We start from the raw sequence: 17,475 nt of genomic DNA on the forward strand, positions 1-17,475 counted from the left end.
GATGTGTTAACTACAGTATATTCGAAATAATTAACATAAAGGATAAGCGGATTAGATGAACTTGCAATGCTTTATTATATTTGTAAAATAAATATATCCCATAAATATATACATTGAATTTATATTAACACCTGTTATCTGACCTTCTTATTAATGCTTTTTTGTGATGTGCTCAATGAGCTCAGCAAATCCACTATTATTCAGCGAAGCTCTATTATACATAAGATAGAGCTGTATGGGAGCAATGGTAAAAGGTGTAGTGACTTTTTTAAGTTTGATAGAGGAAGAGTAATAGTCAACAAGTGATTCTGGTAAAAAACCAATAAGCTCCGTGGAGCTGATGGCGTTGGCGATGGTCATCAGCGATTTGCTTCTGAAACCAATTATTCTTTCCCCCAGCACATCATCTATAAGTGAATGATACTCTTTTATACCGCTTGCCCGGGCGACGAGTTGCGTAAATGACTCTTGTAGAATTTCGTCGATAGTGGCGGTGTCGCCTAGTCGGGGATGGTTTTCACTGCAAACAAGGATACATTCCATCCTATTAAAGTGAGAACAAACAATAGAACGATTATTCAGTGGGGCCGATGAAACCACAACATCTGCTTTGCGGTAGGCAAGCAGATCTTCAGGCTGTTCGTCAGTGGTCAAAATGTCGTGATGTTCAATTTCAACCTGTGGATCTTTGCGGATATATTTAACTAATCTCATCACATATTGGGTGATCAACAGCTGTGGGCTGTAGATAATAAACTTTTTCTTCAGGCTGGACTGATTCATTATATTAATAGTTTGTTCCAGGCTGTTAAGGTTATTTTCTAAATGATAATGTAAATTAATGCCTGTTACGGTAGGCGTAATTCCTTTACCTGAACGAATAAATAGAGGATCGTTGAATTGCGTGCGCAGGCGTTGCAATGACTGGCTTACGGCAGAAGGTGTAATATAGAGTGTTTCTGCTGCTTTGCTAATGCTTAAATGTTGATAGATACATTCAAATATAACCAACAAGTTAAGATCAAATTTTTTAAGGTCGTAAAGGTTAGCCATAGTATCTTCCTGGCATAATCATGGTATCTTTCATGATTATGACTTAATCTCAATAATTTACCAGAGTTATGTTTATTAAACTTAATGTAGAGTTTATTTAAACTAAAATACCACAGTTATGAATATTTTAGCGAGTAAATAATCACAGTAAAGGCGGACATAACGTACACTTTTATAATCACGCCGTTAGTCTAAAAAGGCTGTGCCGGATGACATGCTGGTCTGGCGTCGCGTTAATGCCAGGAAGAGGTTGGCCCGACAAACGCAGCGCTATCGGGCGGGGTACGGTTAAGCTTCTGCCTTGCTAATTTCTGCGTTAAGGCTGCCCCATCATGGCGTCCAGTTGCGCTTTTTCCGGTAAACCCACAACCTGTTGCAAAATCTTATCTTTATTCATGTAATAAATTGCTGGCGTCGCGTTAGCGCCAAGATCGTCCATTAACTGCTGATTCTGATTAATGACTTTCATCTGCGCCGGGGGGATGGACGCCGGAACCTCCAGCTTCATCTTTCCTGCGGAGGCTTCGTAGTCATGCCAGGTTTTCGCCGGGTCTTTCGCGGCTAAAATCGCTGCGGCTGTGGCCGGGCTTTCCGGTTTAATCACGCCGACCAGTAACGTACGTAATTGTACCTTGCCGGATTCGACCCACGGGCGAGCTTGCTGCCAAAACTGCTTACAATAGGGGCAGAAAGGGTCGGCGAAGACATACAGCACCACCGGCGCGTCTTTTTTACCGTCGAGTATCCATGACGCTTTTTCCATTTTCTGCCACATTTCACGTCCGGCCGGTGCATAGATCTCTTTTTCTATCAGGGCGTTGCTAAGATTTTCACCTTTTTCATTATACATATAGCCGGAAATCGCGTGTTTGCCGTCCGGCGTCAGGTAAATCGTGACGCCCATATCCTGATACTTTCCGAGATAGCCCTTCATGCCCCCCGGCGCCTCGAAGGATTTCAGGATAGTTATGCCCTGTTTTTCAATGGCTTTAACCGGCGCAGGCAGTTCTTCCGCGTGGGCGAGAATGGGCAGCATAGCAAGCAGCAATGTACGTTTAATCATATTTTTTCCTTTTAAGATCAAAGCGAAAAGAGTATTAATGATGATGCCTATCACAGACATAGGTAAGAGCTGGCGTGCCGGGATTGCCCTTTCTATGCTGGGGTGATGTAATCCTTTTCGCTGTTACAGCCTTTGTTAAGGTAATGTAGAGCGCAACACTTAGCCAGCATATACGCTATGGATTTCGAGTTGCAGACAATACGTCTGTAATTTGCAAGACGAGTCGTACTGGCTCTGAAGTTACCTACGGGTAGTTCAGGTAATGGGGCCGCCTGTCAGGCGGCCTTTTTACTTTAGATGGCTGACAGGGCGCAGTGTTCACAATGTCGCCCGAATCGGGTTGTTAGTTAACGCTTATTGATTTGATAATGGAAACGCATTAGCCGAATCAGCAAAATTTCGTTAACTTACTCCTCAACGAAAACACGGAGGAAGTATAGATGTCCTTAATTAACACCAAAATCAAACCTTTCAAAAACCAGGCGTTCAAAAACGGTGAATTCATTGAAGTCACCGAGAAAGATACCGAAGGCCGCTGGAGCGTCTTCTTCTTCTACCCGGCCGATTTTACCTTTGTTTGCCCGACTGAACTGGGTGACGTTGCCGACCATTACGAAGAACTGCAGAAGCTGGGCGTAGACGTTTATTCCGTCTCAACCGATACTCACTTCACGCACAAAGCATGGCACAGCAGCTCTGAAACTATCGCAAAAATCAAATATGCGATGATCGGCGACCCGACTGGCGCCCTGACCCGTAACTTCGACAACATGCGTGAAGATGAAGGTCTGGCAGACCGTGCGACCTTTGTTGTTGACCCGCAGGGTATTATCCAGGCGATCGAAGTTACCGCTGAAGGTATCGGCCGTGACGCGTCTGACCTGCTGCGTAAAATTAAAGCAGCACAGTACGTTGCCGCTCACCCAGGCGAAGTATGCCCGGCGAAATGGAAAGAAGGTGAAGCGACTCTGGCTCCATCTTTAGACCTGGTCGGTAAAATCTAAATTTCCGTCGTCTTTCACGCCATAGCTGCGTTGGCGTCGCCTGCTCACCCCGGTCACTTACTTCAGTAAGCTCCCGGGGATTCTCAGGCTAGCCGTCTTACTCTGACGTGAAATACTTTGGAAATTGTTTCAGTCATGGGCGCACCTGCGCCCATTTCATTTCAGCACCATGACGCAAGTTGCATTAATGCAGTCCCGCGAAGTCGGCTTGCATGATGATGTTTTCAGAGAGGGAAGAAGAATGCTCGACACAAATATGAAAACCCAGCTCAGGGCTTACCTTGAGAAACTGACCAAACCTGTTGAGCTGATTGCCACGCTGGATGACAGCGCTAAATCGGCGGAAATCAAGGAACTGCTGGCTGAAATCGCCGAGCTGTCCGACAAAGTCACGTTTAAAGAAGACAATACTCTGCCGGTGCGCAAGCCGTCTTTCCTGATTACGAATCCAGGTTCTCAGCAGGGGCCGCGCTTTGCCGGTTCTCCGCTGGGCCACGAATTTACCTCGCTGGTTTTGGCGCTGCTGTGGACCGGCGGTCATCCGTCAAAAGAAGCGCAGTCGCTGCTGGAGCAGATTCGCGATATTGACGGCGATTTTGAATTCGAAACTTATTATTCACTCTCCTGCCATAACTGCCCGGACGTAGTGCAGGCGCTGAACCTGATGGCGGTGCTGAACCCGCGTATTAAACATACGGCAATTGATGGCGGCACCTTCCAGAACGAAATCACCGAACGTAACGTGATGGGCGTTCCGGCGGTATTTGTTAACGGTAAAGAGTTCGGCCAGGGACGTATGACTCTGACCGAGATTGTCGCTAAAGTGGATACTGGCGCAGAAAAACGCGCGGCGGAAGCGCTGAACAAACGCGATGCGTATGACGTACTGATTGTCGGCTCCGGCCCGGCGGGCGCGGCGGCGGCGGTCTACTCGGCGCGCAAAGGCATCCGTACCGGTCTGATGGGCGAGCGCTTCGGCGGTCAGGTGCTGGATACCGTGGATATCGAAAACTATATCTCGGTGCCGAAAACCGAAGGCCAAAAACTGGCGGGCGCGCTGAAAGCGCATGTCAGCGATTACGACGTTGACGTTATCGACAGCCAGAGCGCAAGTAAACTGGTTCCGGCCGCGACAGAAGGCGGCCTGCATCAGATTGAAACGGCGTCCGGCGCAGTATTGAAAGCGCGTAGTATCATCATCGCCACCGGCGCGAAATGGCGCAATATGAATGTGCCGGGCGAGGATCAGTATCGCACCAAAGGCGTCACCTATTGTCCGCACTGCGACGGTCCGTTATTTAAAGGGAAGCGTGTGGCGGTCATCGGCGGCGGCAACTCTGGCGTTGAAGCGGCTATCGATCTGGCAGGTATTGTAGAACATGTTACGTTGCTGGAGTTCGCGCCGGAGATGAAGGCGGATCAGGTGCTACAGGACAAAGTGCGTAGCCTGAAAAATGTCGATATCATTTTGAATGCGCAAACGACAGAAGTGAAGGGCGACGGTTCGAAAGTGGTGGGGCTGGAGTATCGTGACCGTGTCAGCGGCGATATTCATAGCGTCGCGCTGGCAGGGATTTTTGTGCAGATTGGTCTGTTGCCGAATACCCACTGGCTGGAAGGCGCGCTTGAGCGTAACCGCATGGGCGAGATCATTATTGACGCCAAATGTGAAACCAGCGTTAAGGGCGTCTTCGCCGCAGGCGATTGTACCACTGTTCCTTACAAACAGATTATCATCGCCACAGGCGAAGGGGCGAAAGCCTCGTTGAGCGCCTTTGATTATCTGATTCGCACCAAAATCGCATAAAAAGAAGTAAGCACACCTGCAAGGTCAGTTAACTGGCCATCGTAAATGGCCCGATAGTGTAAGCTATTCGGGCCTGCGGTGTTTATGCCTGGGGAACGTCACCGGGTAAAACACCTTCTTCATTATCAATACTCTGAAACCGTCTGTTAATAACAGACGGTTTTTTATTTCAACGGTCTTCTGTTTTTAAACTTTGAAACAATAAAAAAGCCTTCTACGGATTTAACTGGAATTTTTCTGTTTTTTTATCAAAGAAAGATTAAGCGCTTCCGTTAACATGCCCATTCTTTTTTCTTGATTTATATTGCATTTGTATGTGAGGTTATTTATTCATGGATTCAATCTATGAATCACTGACGGAATTAGAAAAAACAGGGCTTACATTGCGTGATTTTTTTAATTCTCATGATAGTCATTCACTGAAATCTGCCTACGTGAGATTAAATCCCTCTGCTGCGGTAAACCTTACCGACCGGGCGTGGCTGGAAGCGGAGTATGACTTTAATGCGCTATTCGTCGGCCCTGGCAAGCTGCTGGCTGCGCCTTTCGCTTCAGTGTATCTGGAAGATGATGCGCTGGTGATGGGAAAGGCGACGCTGGAGATACGGGAGTTTATGGCAGCGTTGGGATTATCGGTTAATCAGGAGAGCAATATTCCTGACGATCATATTTCCTGCGTGCTGGAATTGACCACACTATTACTGGCTAATACCCGGCAAACGTCACCATACCGCTCTACTCTCACTCAATATATCAATAACTATTTAACAAAGTGGGTGCCATTATATATCGAAAAAATAAAAACTCATGCACAAACGACCACGTTATATACGGTGGCGGACATCTTATTTTATTGGCTTGATGAATTAAAACGAGAGTATCAATATGAGTAATGAGACAGGACATCTGAACAGACGTTCTTTTTTAAAGGGGATAGTGGCACTGGGCGCCGTTGCGGCTTTACCCGGAGGATTACTGACCTCCCGATGCGCGCTTGCGCAGCCGCCTGTTCCCTTTAACCCTAAAACGTACAAAATTTATCGTAACGCGTGTCCGCGTAACTGCTATGACACCTGTAGCCTCAAGACGTGGGTAAAGGACGGGGTCATTACTTTCGTGGAAGGCGCGCCGGAATCAACATTTACTCACGGTACCCCTTGCGTCAAAGGGTTAAGCTATCCGCGCCGGGTTTATAGCCCCGATCGTATTAAATATCCCATGGCGCAGGACGTTCGCGGTAGCGGCAACTGGCGTCGCATCTCATGGGAAGAGGCGATGCAGCGCATTGCCGCCAAAATGCTGGAGATTAAGAAAAAAGACGGTTCTATGCTCGGTCTGGCGCTGACCAAATATTCCGGTAAGTTTGGCGTGCTGAACTATGCCGTTGAAGGGATGATGTCCTCGCTTGGCTACACCACCCGTTTTGCCGGTACGCCGTGCTGGCCTGCCGGTATCGACGCGCAAAACTACGACATGGGCGACATGTGGTGTAACGACCCGGAAGATATGGTGAAAGCGAAATACATCATTATCTGGGGCGCCAACCCGGCCTGGTGCTCAATGCACAGCATGAAGTATATCTATCAGGCGCGCGAGAAAGGGGCGAAGGTCGTGGTTATCGACCCGCTGCTGTCGCAGACTGCCGCCAAAGCCGATCTCTACCTGCGCGTGCGGCCTGGCTCAGACGGCGCGCTGGCGCTGGGAATGGCGCGTCATCTGGTGGATAAAGGCCTGGTGGATCAGGATTTTGTCAACAACGATGCTCATGGCTATCCGGAATTTGAAGCCTATCTGCGCAATAACGTCACCGTGGAATGGGCGGCAGAAATCTGCGGCCTGTCTGCGGATGTCATTCGCCAGCTGGCGGAAGAGTTTACGGCGGTTAAGCCGGCCACGGTCTGGATTGGTTACGGGATGCAGCGTCATGTCAACGGCGGCGCCAACGTTCGCGCTATCGACGCCTTTGTCGCTATGTCCGGCAACATCGGTGTCGAAGGCGGCGGCGCGCGTTATGGCCATCTGCATACCTGGGGCTTTAACTATAACGCCATGCTGCAGAAGCCGCCGGTGGGCGCTATTGGCATACCGGGAGCGGCGGGCACCACCAGTGAATTCGGGGCTGCCGCTGGCAGCGACGCCGTGCAGTACTCCGATCGCTCTCTGAATATCAACCAGACGGCGCAGGGGATTCTGGAGGCCAACGATCCGCCGGTTCGTATGCTGTGGGTCGCCTGTAAAAACCCGTTTGCCCAGGATTTCGATCGCAGCAAGATGAAAAAAGCGTTTGAAAAGCTGGAAATGGTGGTCTGCGCCGATCAGTTCTTCAACGAAACGGTGCAACACGCTGATATCGTGCTGCCTGTTACCACCGCGTTTGAAGAGTGGAACGTGGATGCTTCTTACTGGCACTACTGGCTTTCCATTAATCAGCCGGCGATTAAGCCGATGTATGAAGCAAAATGCGATCTCGAAATCGCTACCATGCTGTCGCGCACCATTAATAAGATGGCGCCGGGTTCCTGTACCTTCCCGCAAGAGTTCGATCACAAGCGCTGGCTGGATCAGGAGTTCAACGACGGTATGGCGAAAATGTTCGGCATCTCTTCCTGGGACGATCTGCTGGACGGGCCAAAAAAAGCGATCCTGCCAAGTTCTGCCGCCTGGTACGACCGCAAGTTCAAAACGCCGTCAGGCAAGTATGAATTTAAATCTGAACTGGCGGAGAAAAACGGCCACACCGCGCTGCCGGAATACAAACCGGAAGCCGAGAGCAAACTGCCGTTCCATCTGTTTACGCCGCACGTGCAGTTTGGCCTGCACTCGCAGTTTATCAACCTGGACTGGATGCAGGTGTTCTACCCGGAACCGTTCGTTTATATCCATCCTTCTTCCGCGAAGAAAAAGGGCATCAGTGAGAACGATCTGGTCAAAGTTTTCAATGGCACCGGTGAAGTTGAGCTGCGGGCAAAAGTCACCACCAACGTGCCGGAAGATTTTCTGGTGATGTATGAAGCGTGGTTCCCGAAACGGCAGTACAACGTGCAAAACGTCGTGGCCGATACGCCTGCTGATATGGGGCTGATGAAAACTGGCGCGCCGGGCGCCGCTATCCACAGTCAGTTTGCTGACGTTGTATTGATCGGTAAAGGGGAATCCGTAGCATGAGACGTGCGTTTTTAGTGAATAGCGATAAGTGCATCGGCTGCCGCGGCTGTGCTATGGCGTGTAAAAGCTTTAACCAACTGGAGCCGGATCGCTTCTGGCGCTACGTTTATCCGTTGGATAAAGACATCTATCCACATGAAGAGCGGGCGTTTTACTCGCTGGCCTGTAACCACTGCGAACATCCGGCCTGCGTCGCCGCCTGTCCGGTCGAAGCCTATACCAAACGTGAAGATGGGGTGGTGGTGCATAACCCTGAGCGCTGCATTGGCTGCAAAAACTGTATTCGTAACTGTCCTTATGGCGCGCCGCGTTTTAATGAAGAGACACGTAAAGCGGAAAAATGCAGTATGTGCTACGAGCGTCTTGATATCGGTATGAATCCGGCGTGCGTAAACGCCTGTCCGGTGGGTGCCTTGTCGATTATCGATTTGGATGCCGATCCTGTGCCCGATAATGCGGTGCAGTATCCGCCAGGGTTCCCGCATATGCCACAGCTTAATCCAGGAACGCGCTTTATTCTGGCGCGCCAGCCTAAGCAGCCGGAGGACAAGTAATGGAAAAATATGAACTGCCGCTGGTGTTTTTTACGGTATTAAGCCAGATGTCTGTCGGGATGGCTTTGGTACTGACATGGCGTACGCTGCGTGGTGAAGTGGAAGGCCAGCGTTTCTATTGGTTGGTCACCGGGCTGGTGCTGGCACTGGCGTCTATTGCCGCGATTCTGCATCTGGCGCATCCCGATCGCGCTTATAATGCGCTGATTAACCTGCGACATGCCTGGTTAAGTCGGGAAATCCTTGGCGCCACGTTGTTTGGCGCAGCGGTCGGCGTAACGTTCCTGGCAAAGGGACATAAAGCGATGGCTCTTATCGCCTCCGTGTTCGGCGTGTTACTGGTGGCGGTGCAGGGGATGACCTACGCCGCGCCAGCGATGGTAGCTATCGCTAATGGATTTACCATGCTGTTATTTTTTATTACGGTATGGGTCATGGGTTGCGCGGCGATTCCGCTGTTAAAACTCAGGCCTGCCGTTCCTGCGTTACGCCAGGGAATTGTGGTGTGTATCGCGGTACTTATCGCGGCGCCGCTGGTGTGGTTAAGCGGTGGAACGGTAATGCAGATGACGGCTCGTTCATGGCTGGCTTCCCCGTTTTATCTGGCAAGCCTGGTCTGCCTTGCGCTCGCTTTTGTCGCCAGCCGTCACGGTGATTCGCGCTCGAAACTCCTGTTCGTCTTGTTATTCGTTGGCGTATTTCTGAGTCGGCTGGTCTTTTTTGGCGACACGGTGAGTACTATTGTGAATATCGGGCATTTGTACTAACGATGATGCAGTAAAAAGCCCTGCCAGGCGTGACCTGGCAGGGCGTGTCAGTTTTTAGCCGCCAGAGTTAACGCACAACCAATACCGGCAGCGTTGCATGGCGCACCACGCTTGAGGCGTTAGACCCCAACAGGTGTGTCGTGATGGACGGATTACGCGAACCGATTACCACGACATCCGCATCCAGTTCTTCGCCCATCTCATTGACGACATCGCGCACGCTACCAAAGCGAACATGCGTTTTAATTCGTGAAGGATCGATACTGAAGTGTCCCACCATCGTTTGCAGACGCGTTTCCGCCTCATGCTGTAAATGTTCTTCAAAGCGACGCACGTCGGCGGCAAAGCGGTGCAGACTCATGCTCGCGGACCCAGGCAGTACATGCAACAGATGAATGACGCCATCCTGTTGCGCCAGAAACTCAGCGTGGCGAATGGCTTTATCGCTAAGTTCCATTTCAAAAACATCAACCGGCATAATGATTGTCTTATACATACCCGTTACTCCCTGTTAATCAATACTGAATTTATTCAAGCATATAATAATGTTTCTTTCTGCTATTTGTCTGGCAATTTTAAATATTGCGACAACCTGACGTTAAAAAAGTCGTGTATTTTCCAGGAAAAATCCTAAAGCCGCCTGTTTTTCCGGCAGTCTCTCCGGGATAGCTACCCTTTTATAGTCGAACGCAACATTCACCGTTACTCCGGAGGCTGCATGAAAGCATTGACGTATCACGGTCCACATCACGTAAAGGTTGAAAACGTACCCGATCCTGGCATTGAGCAGCCTGACGATATCATTTTGCGTGTTACCGCCACCGCGATTTGCGGATCTGATTTGCATCTCTATCGCGGCAAGATCCCACAGGTAAAACATGGCGATATTTTCGGCCATGAGTTTATGGGCGAGGTGGTGGAAACCGGACATGATGTGAAGAATATTCGAAAAGGAGATCGGGTCGTTATCCCGTTTGTCATTGCCTGTGGTGACTGTTTTTTCTGTCGGCTACAGCAATATTCAGCGTGTGAAAACACTAACGACGGACACGGCGCGGCGATGAATAAAAAACAGATCCCGCCACCGGCGGCGCTGTTTGGGTATAGCCATCTGTATGGCGGCGTTCCCGGCGGACAGGCCGAATATGTTCGCGTGCCAAAAGGTAATGTCGGTCCATTTAAGGTGCCGCCGCTGTTATCTGACGATAAAGCGCTGTTTCTTTCTGATATTTTGCCTACCGCCTGGCAGGCGGCAAAAAATGCTCAGATTCAGCAAGGTTCCAGCGTGGCGGTTTTTGGCGCAGGGCCGGTAGGATTACTGACTATCGCCTGTGCGCGACTGCTGGGCGCGGAGCAGATCTTCGTCGTTGATCACCATGCCTGGCGCCTGCGTTTCGCCGAAGAACGTTACGGCGCGATACCGATCAACTTCGATGATGAGAACGATCCGGCGGAAAAAATCATTGAGCAGACGGCAGGACACCGCGGCGTGGACGCGGTAATTGATGCCGTAGGCTTTGAAGCGAAAGGCAGCATGACGGAGACGGTGCTGACGAACCTTAAACTGGAAGGCAGCAGCGGCAAAGCGCTGCGACAATGTATCGCGGCGGTCAGACGCGGCGGCGTGGTCAGCGTGCCCGGCGTGTATGCCGGTTTTATTCACGGCTTTTTATTTGGCGACGCCTTTGATAAGGGGCTAACTTTTAAAATGGGTCAAACCCATGTTCACGCGTGGCTGGGGGAATTATTACCGCTTATTGAAAAAGGGTTGCTGAAGCCGGAGGAGATTGTCACGCACTATATGCCGTTTGAAGAGGCGGCGCGCGGCTACGAAATTTTCGAAAAACGCGAAGAAGAGTGCCGGAAGGTTATCCTGGTGCCGGGAGCGACGTCGGCACAAGCGGCGCAGAAACAGGCGACGGGAGTAATCAACCCGATGCCAGGCGGCGTTGTCTGAAACAGGCAGCAATGAAAGGGCTAACGGAAAGAGGATGCGCAGGCATCCTCTGTGTAAACGCATTAACGCTTATGCAGATGGTTTAACGCAGGAAGTCGCCCGCGGCTTCAGGCTGATATTCGAGTTCCAGCACTTCGAGATGGGTGGAGGCGCCGCCCGGCAGTTCCCAGTGAATGGTGTCGCCGACGCGCAGTCCCAGCAACGCCGCGCCGACGGGCGCCATTACCGAAAGCTGGGTACTGCTATCCGTCATATTGGCGGGATACACCAGCGTCCGCACGCGTGTTTCACCATCGCTCAAATTGCGGAATTTAACGCGGCTGTTCATGGTGACGACATCGTTCGGCATCTCTTGTGGGGAACACATTTGCGCGCGATCCAGTTCGGCGTTGAGCGCGTCGGCAATCGGCAGATCCGCATACGCAGGCTGTTCCAGAAGACGATCAATACGTTCGGCGTCAAGGTCGTTAATGATAATAGTGGGTCTGGACATTTCTTACTCCATGTCATCGATACTGCGAGTAGTGCAGGTAAATGGTCCCAAAAGAAAACCCTCACCGTCTGGCGGCGAGGGTTTAACTCTCATGATGATACTGAGACTTACCCCGTCTTTGAAGTGATTTAGTTCACATTCGGGTAAATCCTCAAACGTCATAGCCCTGAGTGAATTTTAGTCTACATTCGGGCGTGTTCTCAAATGTGGCTACGGTTTTAAACCTCTGCTTCGTCAATAACCGGCTTTATCGATAATAAACTGTTTCCCGCAGTTGCCGGGATGCGGCTGCGGCAGGAATGAGGCAGAGGAGAGCGGCGCGTTAATCATCGACGCCTTTAATGAAAACTGAATCTCTGTTAAATAGGCGGGATTGCCATGGCAGTTTACTTTAACGGCTTTGACATTATCCTGGCCCCACATTTGTGCGACGACGCTATCAAACTCAGCGCGGCTAACGGTTTTGCCGTAATTATCCGCCAGAAACTGCCCCAGCGCGCTGTCTTTTATCGCCTTATCCAGCCGTATCATGGTGCCGAAATAGGCATTGGGATCAAACCCGAAACAGGCACCATGTTTGGCATATTCGTAGCGCTCCAGACAGGAATTCCCCCCCGCGCCGGGCATCACTTCCTTAAGCGCTGCCGCGATGTCAGGCGAAAGTCCGGGGGCGGGGGCGGAGCATTTCCGGCTGGCCTTGACTTCAGGCAGATTCGGGATTGGCCGCGTCGCACAACCAAAGCGCTGCCAGCGTCGCTGGTCAACACCGCGTGCGGCGATAGATTTGGGTAATCCTGGCCACAGGCCGTGGACGGTCAGAAAGTCTGCTTTGTTGACTGGCTCTTTTTGCAGACGGCACTCATCGGGTTCCCGATGGCGGCGTTCATGCTGGCTTTGACAAAAACCGGTTTGCCAGGAAAGCGCCAGCACATAGTCAGTGAAATCACCGTACTGTTGCGCCTGAAGTTCGTCGGCGTTGGCGGCAAAAATTGGAGTTAAGAGGGCAGCCAGCAGCGGACTGTAATGCCATATTGTGTTCATGATGAATTCGATAATTTATACACATTATGAATGTTACCCATTTAATCATAAAAAATGCCGCTCAGGTGAACCTGAACGGCATCATTTTTAACCTACGTTGGCGTAATGTTTAATTCCACATTGCCAGAATCGGCCAGCCCACCAGCAACAGCATCGCGATATAGATAACGCCAAAGATTGCGCCAAGCCGCCAGTAGTCTCTGGATTTCACGTAACCGCAGCCGTAGATAATCACACCAGGGCCGGTGGCATACGGCGTCAGACAGCCCATGATACCGATAGACAGCACCAGCAGAATACACAGTTGTTCCATCGGAACGCCCGGAATGCCTTTACCCACCGCCAGAATGACCGGCAGCATGGTCGCGGTGTGAGCGGAAAGGCTGGCGAACAGGTAGTGCGCGAAATAGAACACCAGTACCAGTACAATCACGGTTGCATCCGGCGAGAAACCTTCCAGATGCGTACTCATGGTATTGGCGAACCAGTCAATAAAGCCGGAGCGGGTTAAGCCATTGGCCATGACCACCAGCGTAGCGAGGTTTACCAGGGTGTTCCAGGCGCTGTTGTAGCGCGTAATGTCTTTCCACGGCACAACATGCAGCGCCAGCATCAGCGAGACGGCCAGCAGACCCACGGCAGTGGCGTTGATGATTTTTCCACCAAAAACCCACAATCCTAAGCTAAGCAGCACCAGGCCAATCAGCGTCCACTCTTTGCGGGACAGACGCCCCATGTTTTTTAACTCGCCGCCAGCCCAGGCTGCGACTTCCGCACTGTGGGTCACTTCAGGTTTATAAAGCACATAGGAGAGCCACGGCGCAACGATCAGTAAAATAATCCCTACCGGCAGAAAGCTGAGAAACCACTGCAGCCAGCTAATCTGGACGCCGGCGATCTTGCTGACGAACTCCAGACCTAACACGTTTGGCGCCGCGCCAGTGACAAACATCGAAGAGCTCAGGCTGGTACTGATCACCATCATCCACATCAAATAACCGCCGATGCGGCGTGCGGAAGGATCGTTTGGAAACGATTTAAACAGCGGCGGCAGGTTCTTGATGACCGGGAAGACAGTCCCGCCGGTACGAGCCGTATTGGAGGGAGTAAACGGCGCCAGCAAAATATCGATAATGACAATCGCATAGCCGAGCGTCAGCGTGCGTTTACCCATGAATTTTACCAGAAACAGCGCAATGCGGCGCCCCAGCCCGGTCACTTCGTAGCCCAGCGCGAAAATAAACGCGCCGAAAACCAGCCAGACCGTGGTGCTGGAGAAACCGGCAAGCCCCCATTTCAGCGCCTGTTTACTGGCTTTAAACGCCGGATCGGCCAGTTCTGAAGCGTCAAATAGCAGGTAATTGCTGCCGATCACGCAAATGGTTACGGCGATAAAACTGATCGCTGTCGCCGGGATCGGCTCCAGGATCATACCGACAATCATCGCGACGAAAACCGCAAAATAGTGCCAGGCCTGCGGCGGCATACCATCTGGAACAGGAATTAGCAACATGACGCCCATCACCACTAATGGGGCCAACAACTTCCATATATTATCTTTGGATAAAGACATAAATGACTCTCCGGAAAGGATATTTTCTATAATTGTGTTAATGATTAACTTGCGAAATTTGCGCTAAAAACCAGGTCACGATCAGCAGATCGGCGCTACCGCCTGGGCTGAGATTGCGTTCAATGCATTGCTGATCGAACCGGTGGAGATAAACGAGATCGTCAGGCGTCCGTATGCCGCCCTGCTGTAATAAGACCGCAGCCTGCTGCTGTAACCAGCGCAGACCGTCCGCCCCGCCGCGCGACGCGACGTTGGTATCGCCGTTAAGCGACATCAGCAGCAGTAAGGTATCAAGCAGCGCCAGTTCGGGATCGCGCCCCTGCGCCAGCAATGCGCGGTAGTGCGGCAACGCGTGGCGGATGACCAGCGGATAGCCCGCTTCCGCTTCACCGCGCGCGCCGGTTAATCCCAGTTGCTGATACAGCCGCTGACCTGCGGTGAGCTGTAGGTTGTTCTGGCGCAGTTCGCGCGTGGTCAGGCCGCGGCAAAAATCGGCGGCGGTAGCGCAGAGTGTTTCTGCGGCGATCGGCTGGCGTAGCTGATACAGGCGGCCAATGGCGGCGCACAGTAACCCCAGCGAGAAAATGCTGCCTTTGTGGGTATTGACGCCCGCCGTTGCGCGAAACATCGCTGCTTCACAGGCCATCCCCAATGGACGCAGGCCCGCCAGAACTGACTCTGGCGGCAGGCGCGTGCAGCTGGCGCCATATTCCATAAAGCGCGGCAGCCAGTGTCGAATCGCCTCCGCGCTGCGGTGAAAATCCGCCAGCGCCATATCTTTGTGCGCGCCGCAATTTAGTCGGTCTACCAGACCGGGTTTTGGCGATAAATTTACCTCGGTCAGCATGGCGCGCCAGGCCAAATCGGCCCAGGCGTCATACAGCGACTGAGGCTGAATGGAGGCGTTAGTCGGGTTGGCGGGAATCGGCATCATGCAGCAGCGCCTCCATATGAGTCAGTAAATCAGTCAGCGCGTGGGTTTTACCCCGCGCGCATTCAGCCGCGCTTTGCCCGCACAGCAGACAGCGGCGGGCGGGAAGCGCGAAATGGCGGCGGGAGAGTATTTCGCCTTCCGCCGTCAGGACATCGATATCCCACAGGCGCCCCAGTGGATAACGCTGTTCAAGTGCGATGGTCGCCTGTTTGAGCGCCTGAGCGGGCGCGTCAATCGCCAGCAGCCCTTCCGGCCCGCTGGCGGAAGCCAGTGCAGCCTGCTCCCGGATGGTCCAGCCATACTCTTCTGCCAGCGTGTGCAGGGCAGTCACGCCGTGATTAAAGATCCGGCGGGTTAACGCGCTGTCTTTTATCGGGCCTGGCGCCACCACGGTAAAGGAGACCAGTGGAGTGGCGTGGCGCGTTAGCCAGGCGCGCTGTCTTGCTTGTCTCTCATCCCGGCTGGCGAGCAGCTCAGGAATAGAAACGTCGTGACAGGTGGCGAGTTCAGGAAACAGGCGCATGGCTTATTCCTTCACCTGATGCACCACATCGATCACTGAACCGTCGCGATAACGCACGACAGCAATCACGCGGTCGGTGAATTCGATAGGGCGGGGCTGACCGGTAAGCAGTTGCGCGCGTTCGCGCAGCCACTCAATCGATACCACTTTCATTCCCGCTGCTTGCAGTCGTTCAGCCAGCTCCGGACGCGCCGGGTTGACGGCGATACCGTGATCGGTGACCAGAATGTCGACGCTGGAGCCTGGTGTGACGCAGGTGGTGACGTTATCAACCAGCGTTGGGATGCGACCGCGCACCAGCGGCGCGACGATGATGGACAGCGCCGCCGCGACGGCGGTATCGCAGTGGCCGCCGGACGCGCCGCGTAGAACGCCGTCGGAGCCGGTCAGCACGTTAACATTGAAGTGGGTGTCTACTTCCAGCGCGCTCAGTACCACCACGTCCAGACGGTCGACGGAAGCGCCTTTAGAGCCCCAGTTGGCGTACTGGTTAGCGCTGATTTCGATATGGTTCGGGTTGCGGGCCAAAGATTGCGCAGCGTTACGATCGAAGCTCTGCACGTCAAGCAGTTTGCGGATTAAGCCCTTTTCATGCAGGTCGACCATGGTGGCGGTGATACCGCCCAGCGCGAAATTAGCCACAATGTTGCGGCTACGCATTTTGTCTTCCAGGAAGCGGGTGACCGCCAGCGATGCGCCGCCGGTGCCGGTTTGCAGGGAGAAACCTTCGTTGAAGTAGCCGGAGTGAGCAATGACTTCCGCCGCGCTGCGGGCGATCAGCAGTTCACGCGGATTAGTGGTCATGCGGGTCGCGCCAGCGCCGATTTTGTTTGCATCACCGACTTCTTCGATTTGCACGATCAGATCAACCTGATCCTGAGAGATGCTTGCCGGGTTATGCGGATACGGCAGCAGTTGCTCCGTCAGCATCACGACCTGCTTCGCGCTGTCGGCATCCACCATCGCGTAGCCCAGTGAACCGCAACAGGCTTTGCCGGTATAACCGTTAGCATTACCGAATTCATCGCAGGAGGGCACGCCAAGAAACGCAACATCAATATTGAGTTCGCCGCTTTGTACCAGATGTACACGACCGCCGTGGGAGTGAATCTGAACCGGCTCAGCCAGCAGGCCGCGAGAAATTTCTTCCGCCAGCGGGCCGCGCAGGCCTGACGTGTAGATGCGGCTGACCACCCCGTTACGAATGTGTTCAACCAGCGGCGCGTGGCAGTCGCTCAGCGAACTGGAGGCCAGGGTCAGGTTTTTGAAGCCCATCTTCGCGATGGTTTCCATCACCCGGTTAATCGTCAGATCGCCGCCGCGAAACGCGTGGTGAAAGGAGACCGTCATGCCGTCGCGTAAACCGGAACGGCGGATGGCCTCTTCCAGGCTGGCGCACAGTTTGTGGTCGCGCGGTTTTTGCGCTTGTAGATCCAATTTTGCCGCACTTTGGTAAGCGCTCAGTTCGCTTTCAGCGTGACGGCTCCAGGCGGCTACGCGATCCTGGCGTTGAGATTCATTTTTCTGCGTCATTTTTTTGC

General features: G+C 52.5%; 16 protein-coding genes. 7 read left to right on the forward strand and 9 right to left on the reverse strand.

Going from position 1 to position 17,475, the window contains the following annotated elements; genetic code table 11:
- Window positions 1–150: 150 nt before the first annotated feature.
- Both citR and dsbG read right to left on the reverse strand, forming a co-directional pair.
- On the reverse strand, window positions 151–1,053 hold the full coding sequence (gene citR, locus ACLJQJ_RS01715; RefSeq protein WP_023216076.1) for a DNA-binding transcriptional repressor CitR: 903 nt from the start codon (window positions 1,051–1,053) through the stop codon (window positions 151–153).
- Between the two features lie 316 nt (window positions 1,054–1,369).
- On the reverse strand, window positions 1,370–2,116 hold the full coding sequence (dsbG, locus tag ACLJQJ_RS01720; protein WP_000597122.1) for a thiol:disulfide interchange protein DsbG: 747 nt from the start codon (window positions 2,114–2,116) through the stop codon (window positions 1,370–1,372).
- A 440-nt stretch (window positions 2,117–2,556) separates the two neighbouring features.
- Between dsbG and ahpC the strand changes: the two genes are divergently transcribed.
- From ahpC to ACLJQJ_RS01750, 6 genes are all read left to right on the forward strand, one after another.
- Window positions 2,557–3,120 (forward strand): alkyl hydroperoxide reductase subunit C, encoded by a 564-nt coding sequence (ahpC, locus tag ACLJQJ_RS01725; protein WP_000052802.1) that lies wholly within the window; start codon window positions 2,557–2,559, stop codon window positions 3,118–3,120.
- A gap of 241 nt (window positions 3,121–3,361) precedes the next feature.
- Window positions 3,362–4,927 carry an alkyl hydroperoxide reductase subunit F gene (ahpF, locus tag ACLJQJ_RS01730; RefSeq protein ID WP_000887644.1) on the forward strand — a complete coding sequence of 522 codons (1,566 nt, stop codon included), beginning with the start codon at window positions 3,362–3,364 and terminating at the stop codon, window positions 4,925–4,927.
- A gap of 332 nt (window positions 4,928–5,259) precedes the next feature.
- Complete coding sequence (locus ACLJQJ_RS01735; protein WP_000377428.1) at window positions 5,260–5,820, forward strand: molecular chaperone; 561 nt, start codon at window positions 5,260–5,262, stop codon at window positions 5,818–5,820.
- Window positions 5,813–8,092 (forward strand): molybdopterin-dependent oxidoreductase, encoded by a 2,280-nt coding sequence (locus ACLJQJ_RS01740; protein WP_023244775.1) that lies wholly within the window; start codon window positions 5,813–5,815, stop codon window positions 8,090–8,092. The genes ACLJQJ_RS01735 and ACLJQJ_RS01740 overlap by 8 nt, the downstream gene beginning before the upstream one ends.
- The gene (locus ACLJQJ_RS01745; protein WP_001250381.1) at window positions 8,089–8,646 is read left to right on the forward strand and encodes a 4Fe-4S dicluster domain-containing protein; all 558 of its coding nucleotides are present in this window, start codon (window positions 8,089–8,091) and stop codon (window positions 8,644–8,646) included. Before ACLJQJ_RS01740 ends, ACLJQJ_RS01745 begins: the two co-directional genes overlap by 4 nt.
- Window positions 8,646–9,413 (forward strand): dimethyl sulfoxide reductase anchor subunit family protein, encoded by a 768-nt coding sequence (locus ACLJQJ_RS01750; RefSeq protein WP_063814067.1) that lies wholly within the window; start codon window positions 8,646–8,648, stop codon window positions 9,411–9,413. Before ACLJQJ_RS01745 ends, ACLJQJ_RS01750 begins: the two co-directional genes overlap by 1 nt.
- A 67-nt stretch (window positions 9,414–9,480) precedes the next feature.
- Here the strand turns inward: ACLJQJ_RS01750 and uspG are convergent, their stop codons facing one another.
- Window positions 9,481–9,909, reverse strand: coding sequence for a universal stress protein UspG (gene uspG, locus ACLJQJ_RS01755; RefSeq protein ID WP_000278499.1), 429 nt, complete (start codon window positions 9,907–9,909; stop codon window positions 9,481–9,483).
- 222 nt (window positions 9,910–10,131) lie between these two features.
- On the opposite strand from uspG, the gene ACLJQJ_RS01760 reads away from it, so the two are divergent.
- Window positions 10,132–11,370, forward strand: coding sequence for a zinc-dependent alcohol dehydrogenase (locus tag ACLJQJ_RS01760; RefSeq protein WP_000646118.1), 1,239 nt, complete (start codon window positions 10,132–10,134; stop codon window positions 11,368–11,370).
- Between the two features lie 82 nt (window positions 11,371–11,452).
- Here ACLJQJ_RS01760 and rnk read toward each other — a convergent pair whose 3' ends face one another.
- The 6 genes from rnk to citF all read right to left on the reverse strand — a co-directional run bounded on the left by rnk (window position 11,453) and on the right by citF (window position 17,467).
- Window positions 11,453–11,863 carry a nucleoside diphosphate kinase regulator gene (gene rnk, locus ACLJQJ_RS01765; RefSeq protein WP_000089748.1) on the reverse strand — a complete coding sequence of 137 codons (411 nt, stop codon included), beginning with the start codon at window positions 11,861–11,863 and terminating at the stop codon, window positions 11,453–11,455.
- 234 nt (window positions 11,864–12,097) lie between these two features.
- Entirely contained in the window at window positions 12,098–12,904 is an 807-nt protein-coding gene (gene rna, locus ACLJQJ_RS01770; RefSeq protein WP_063814069.1) for a ribonuclease I, read from the reverse strand.
- Window positions 12,905–13,013: 109 nt separating this feature from the next.
- On the reverse strand, window positions 13,014–14,477 hold the full coding sequence (citT, locus tag ACLJQJ_RS01775) for a citrate/succinate antiporter CitT (RefSeq protein WP_000059029.1): 1,464 nt from the start codon (window positions 14,475–14,477) through the stop codon (window positions 13,014–13,016).
- Between the two features lie 37 nt (window positions 14,478–14,514).
- Entirely contained in the window at window positions 14,515–15,411 is an 897-nt protein-coding gene (gene citG, locus ACLJQJ_RS01780) for a triphosphoribosyl-dephospho-CoA synthase CitG (RefSeq protein WP_000982657.1), read from the reverse strand.
- Window positions 15,383–15,934, reverse strand: a complete 552-nt coding sequence (gene citX, locus ACLJQJ_RS01785; RefSeq protein ID WP_001236064.1) for a citrate lyase holo-[acyl-carrier protein] synthase — start codon at window positions 15,932–15,934, stop codon at window positions 15,383–15,385. Before citX ends, citG begins: the two co-directional genes overlap by 29 nt.
- A gap of 3 nt (window positions 15,935–15,937) precedes the next feature.
- Window positions 15,938–17,467 (reverse strand): citrate lyase subunit alpha, encoded by a 1,530-nt coding sequence (citF, locus tag ACLJQJ_RS01790; protein ID WP_063808921.1) that lies wholly within the window; start codon window positions 17,465–17,467, stop codon window positions 15,938–15,940.
- Window positions 17,468–17,475 lie beyond the last annotated feature (8 nt).

The organism is Salmonella sp. SAL04202 (assembly GCF_046550775.1).
GTDB classification, from domain to species: Bacteria; Pseudomonadota; Gammaproteobacteria; order Enterobacterales; family Enterobacteriaceae; genus Salmonella; species Salmonella enterica.

Excerpts from the sequence above, each read along its gene's own strand:
- ACLJQJ_RS01735 (WP_000377428.1), top strand. The coding sequence starts at position 5,260 with ATGGATTCAATCTATGAATCACTGACGGAATTAGAAAAAACAGGGCTT.
- rnk (WP_000089748.1), bottom strand. The coding sequence starts at position 11,863 with ATGTCCAGACCCACTATTATCATTAACGACCTTGACGCCGAACGTATT.
- uspG (WP_000278499.1), bottom strand. The coding sequence starts at position 9,909 with ATGTATAAGACAATCATTATGCCGGTTGATGTTTTTGAAATGGAACTT.
- citF (WP_063808921.1), bottom strand. The coding sequence starts at position 17,467 with ATGACGCAGAAAAATGAATCTCAACGCCAGGATCGCGTAGCCGCCTGG.
- rna (WP_063814069.1), bottom strand. The coding sequence starts at position 12,904 with ATGAACACAATATGGCATTACAGTCCGCTGCTGGCTGCCCTCTTAACT.
- dsbG (WP_000597122.1), bottom strand. The coding sequence starts at position 2,116 with ATGATTAAACGTACATTGCTGCTTGCTATGCTGCCCATTCTCGCCCAC.
- ACLJQJ_RS01745 (WP_001250381.1), top strand. The coding sequence starts at position 8,089 with ATGAGACGTGCGTTTTTAGTGAATAGCGATAAGTGCATCGGCTGCCGC.
- citX (WP_001236064.1), bottom strand. The coding sequence starts at position 15,934 with ATGCGCCTGTTTCCTGAACTCGCCACCTGTCACGACGTTTCTATTCCT.
- citT (WP_000059029.1), bottom strand. The coding sequence starts at position 14,477 with ATGTCTTTATCCAAAGATAATATATGGAAGTTGTTGGCCCCATTAGTG.
- citR (WP_023216076.1), bottom strand. The coding sequence starts at position 1,053 with ATGGCTAACCTTTACGACCTTAAAAAATTTGATCTTAACTTGTTGGTT.
- ahpC (WP_000052802.1), top strand. The coding sequence starts at position 2,557 with ATGTCCTTAATTAACACCAAAATCAAACCTTTCAAAAACCAGGCGTTC.
- ACLJQJ_RS01750 (WP_063814067.1), top strand. The coding sequence starts at position 8,646 with ATGGAAAAATATGAACTGCCGCTGGTGTTTTTTACGGTATTAAGCCAG.
- citG (WP_000982657.1), bottom strand. The coding sequence starts at position 15,411 with ATGATGCCGATTCCCGCCAACCCGACTAACGCCTCCATTCAGCCTCAG.
- ACLJQJ_RS01760 (WP_000646118.1), top strand. The coding sequence starts at position 10,132 with ATGAAAGCATTGACGTATCACGGTCCACATCACGTAAAGGTTGAAAAC.
- ahpF (WP_000887644.1), top strand. The coding sequence starts at position 3,362 with ATGCTCGACACAAATATGAAAACCCAGCTCAGGGCTTACCTTGAGAAA.
- ACLJQJ_RS01740 (WP_023244775.1), top strand. The coding sequence starts at position 5,813 with ATGAGTAATGAGACAGGACATCTGAACAGACGTTCTTTTTTAAAGGGG.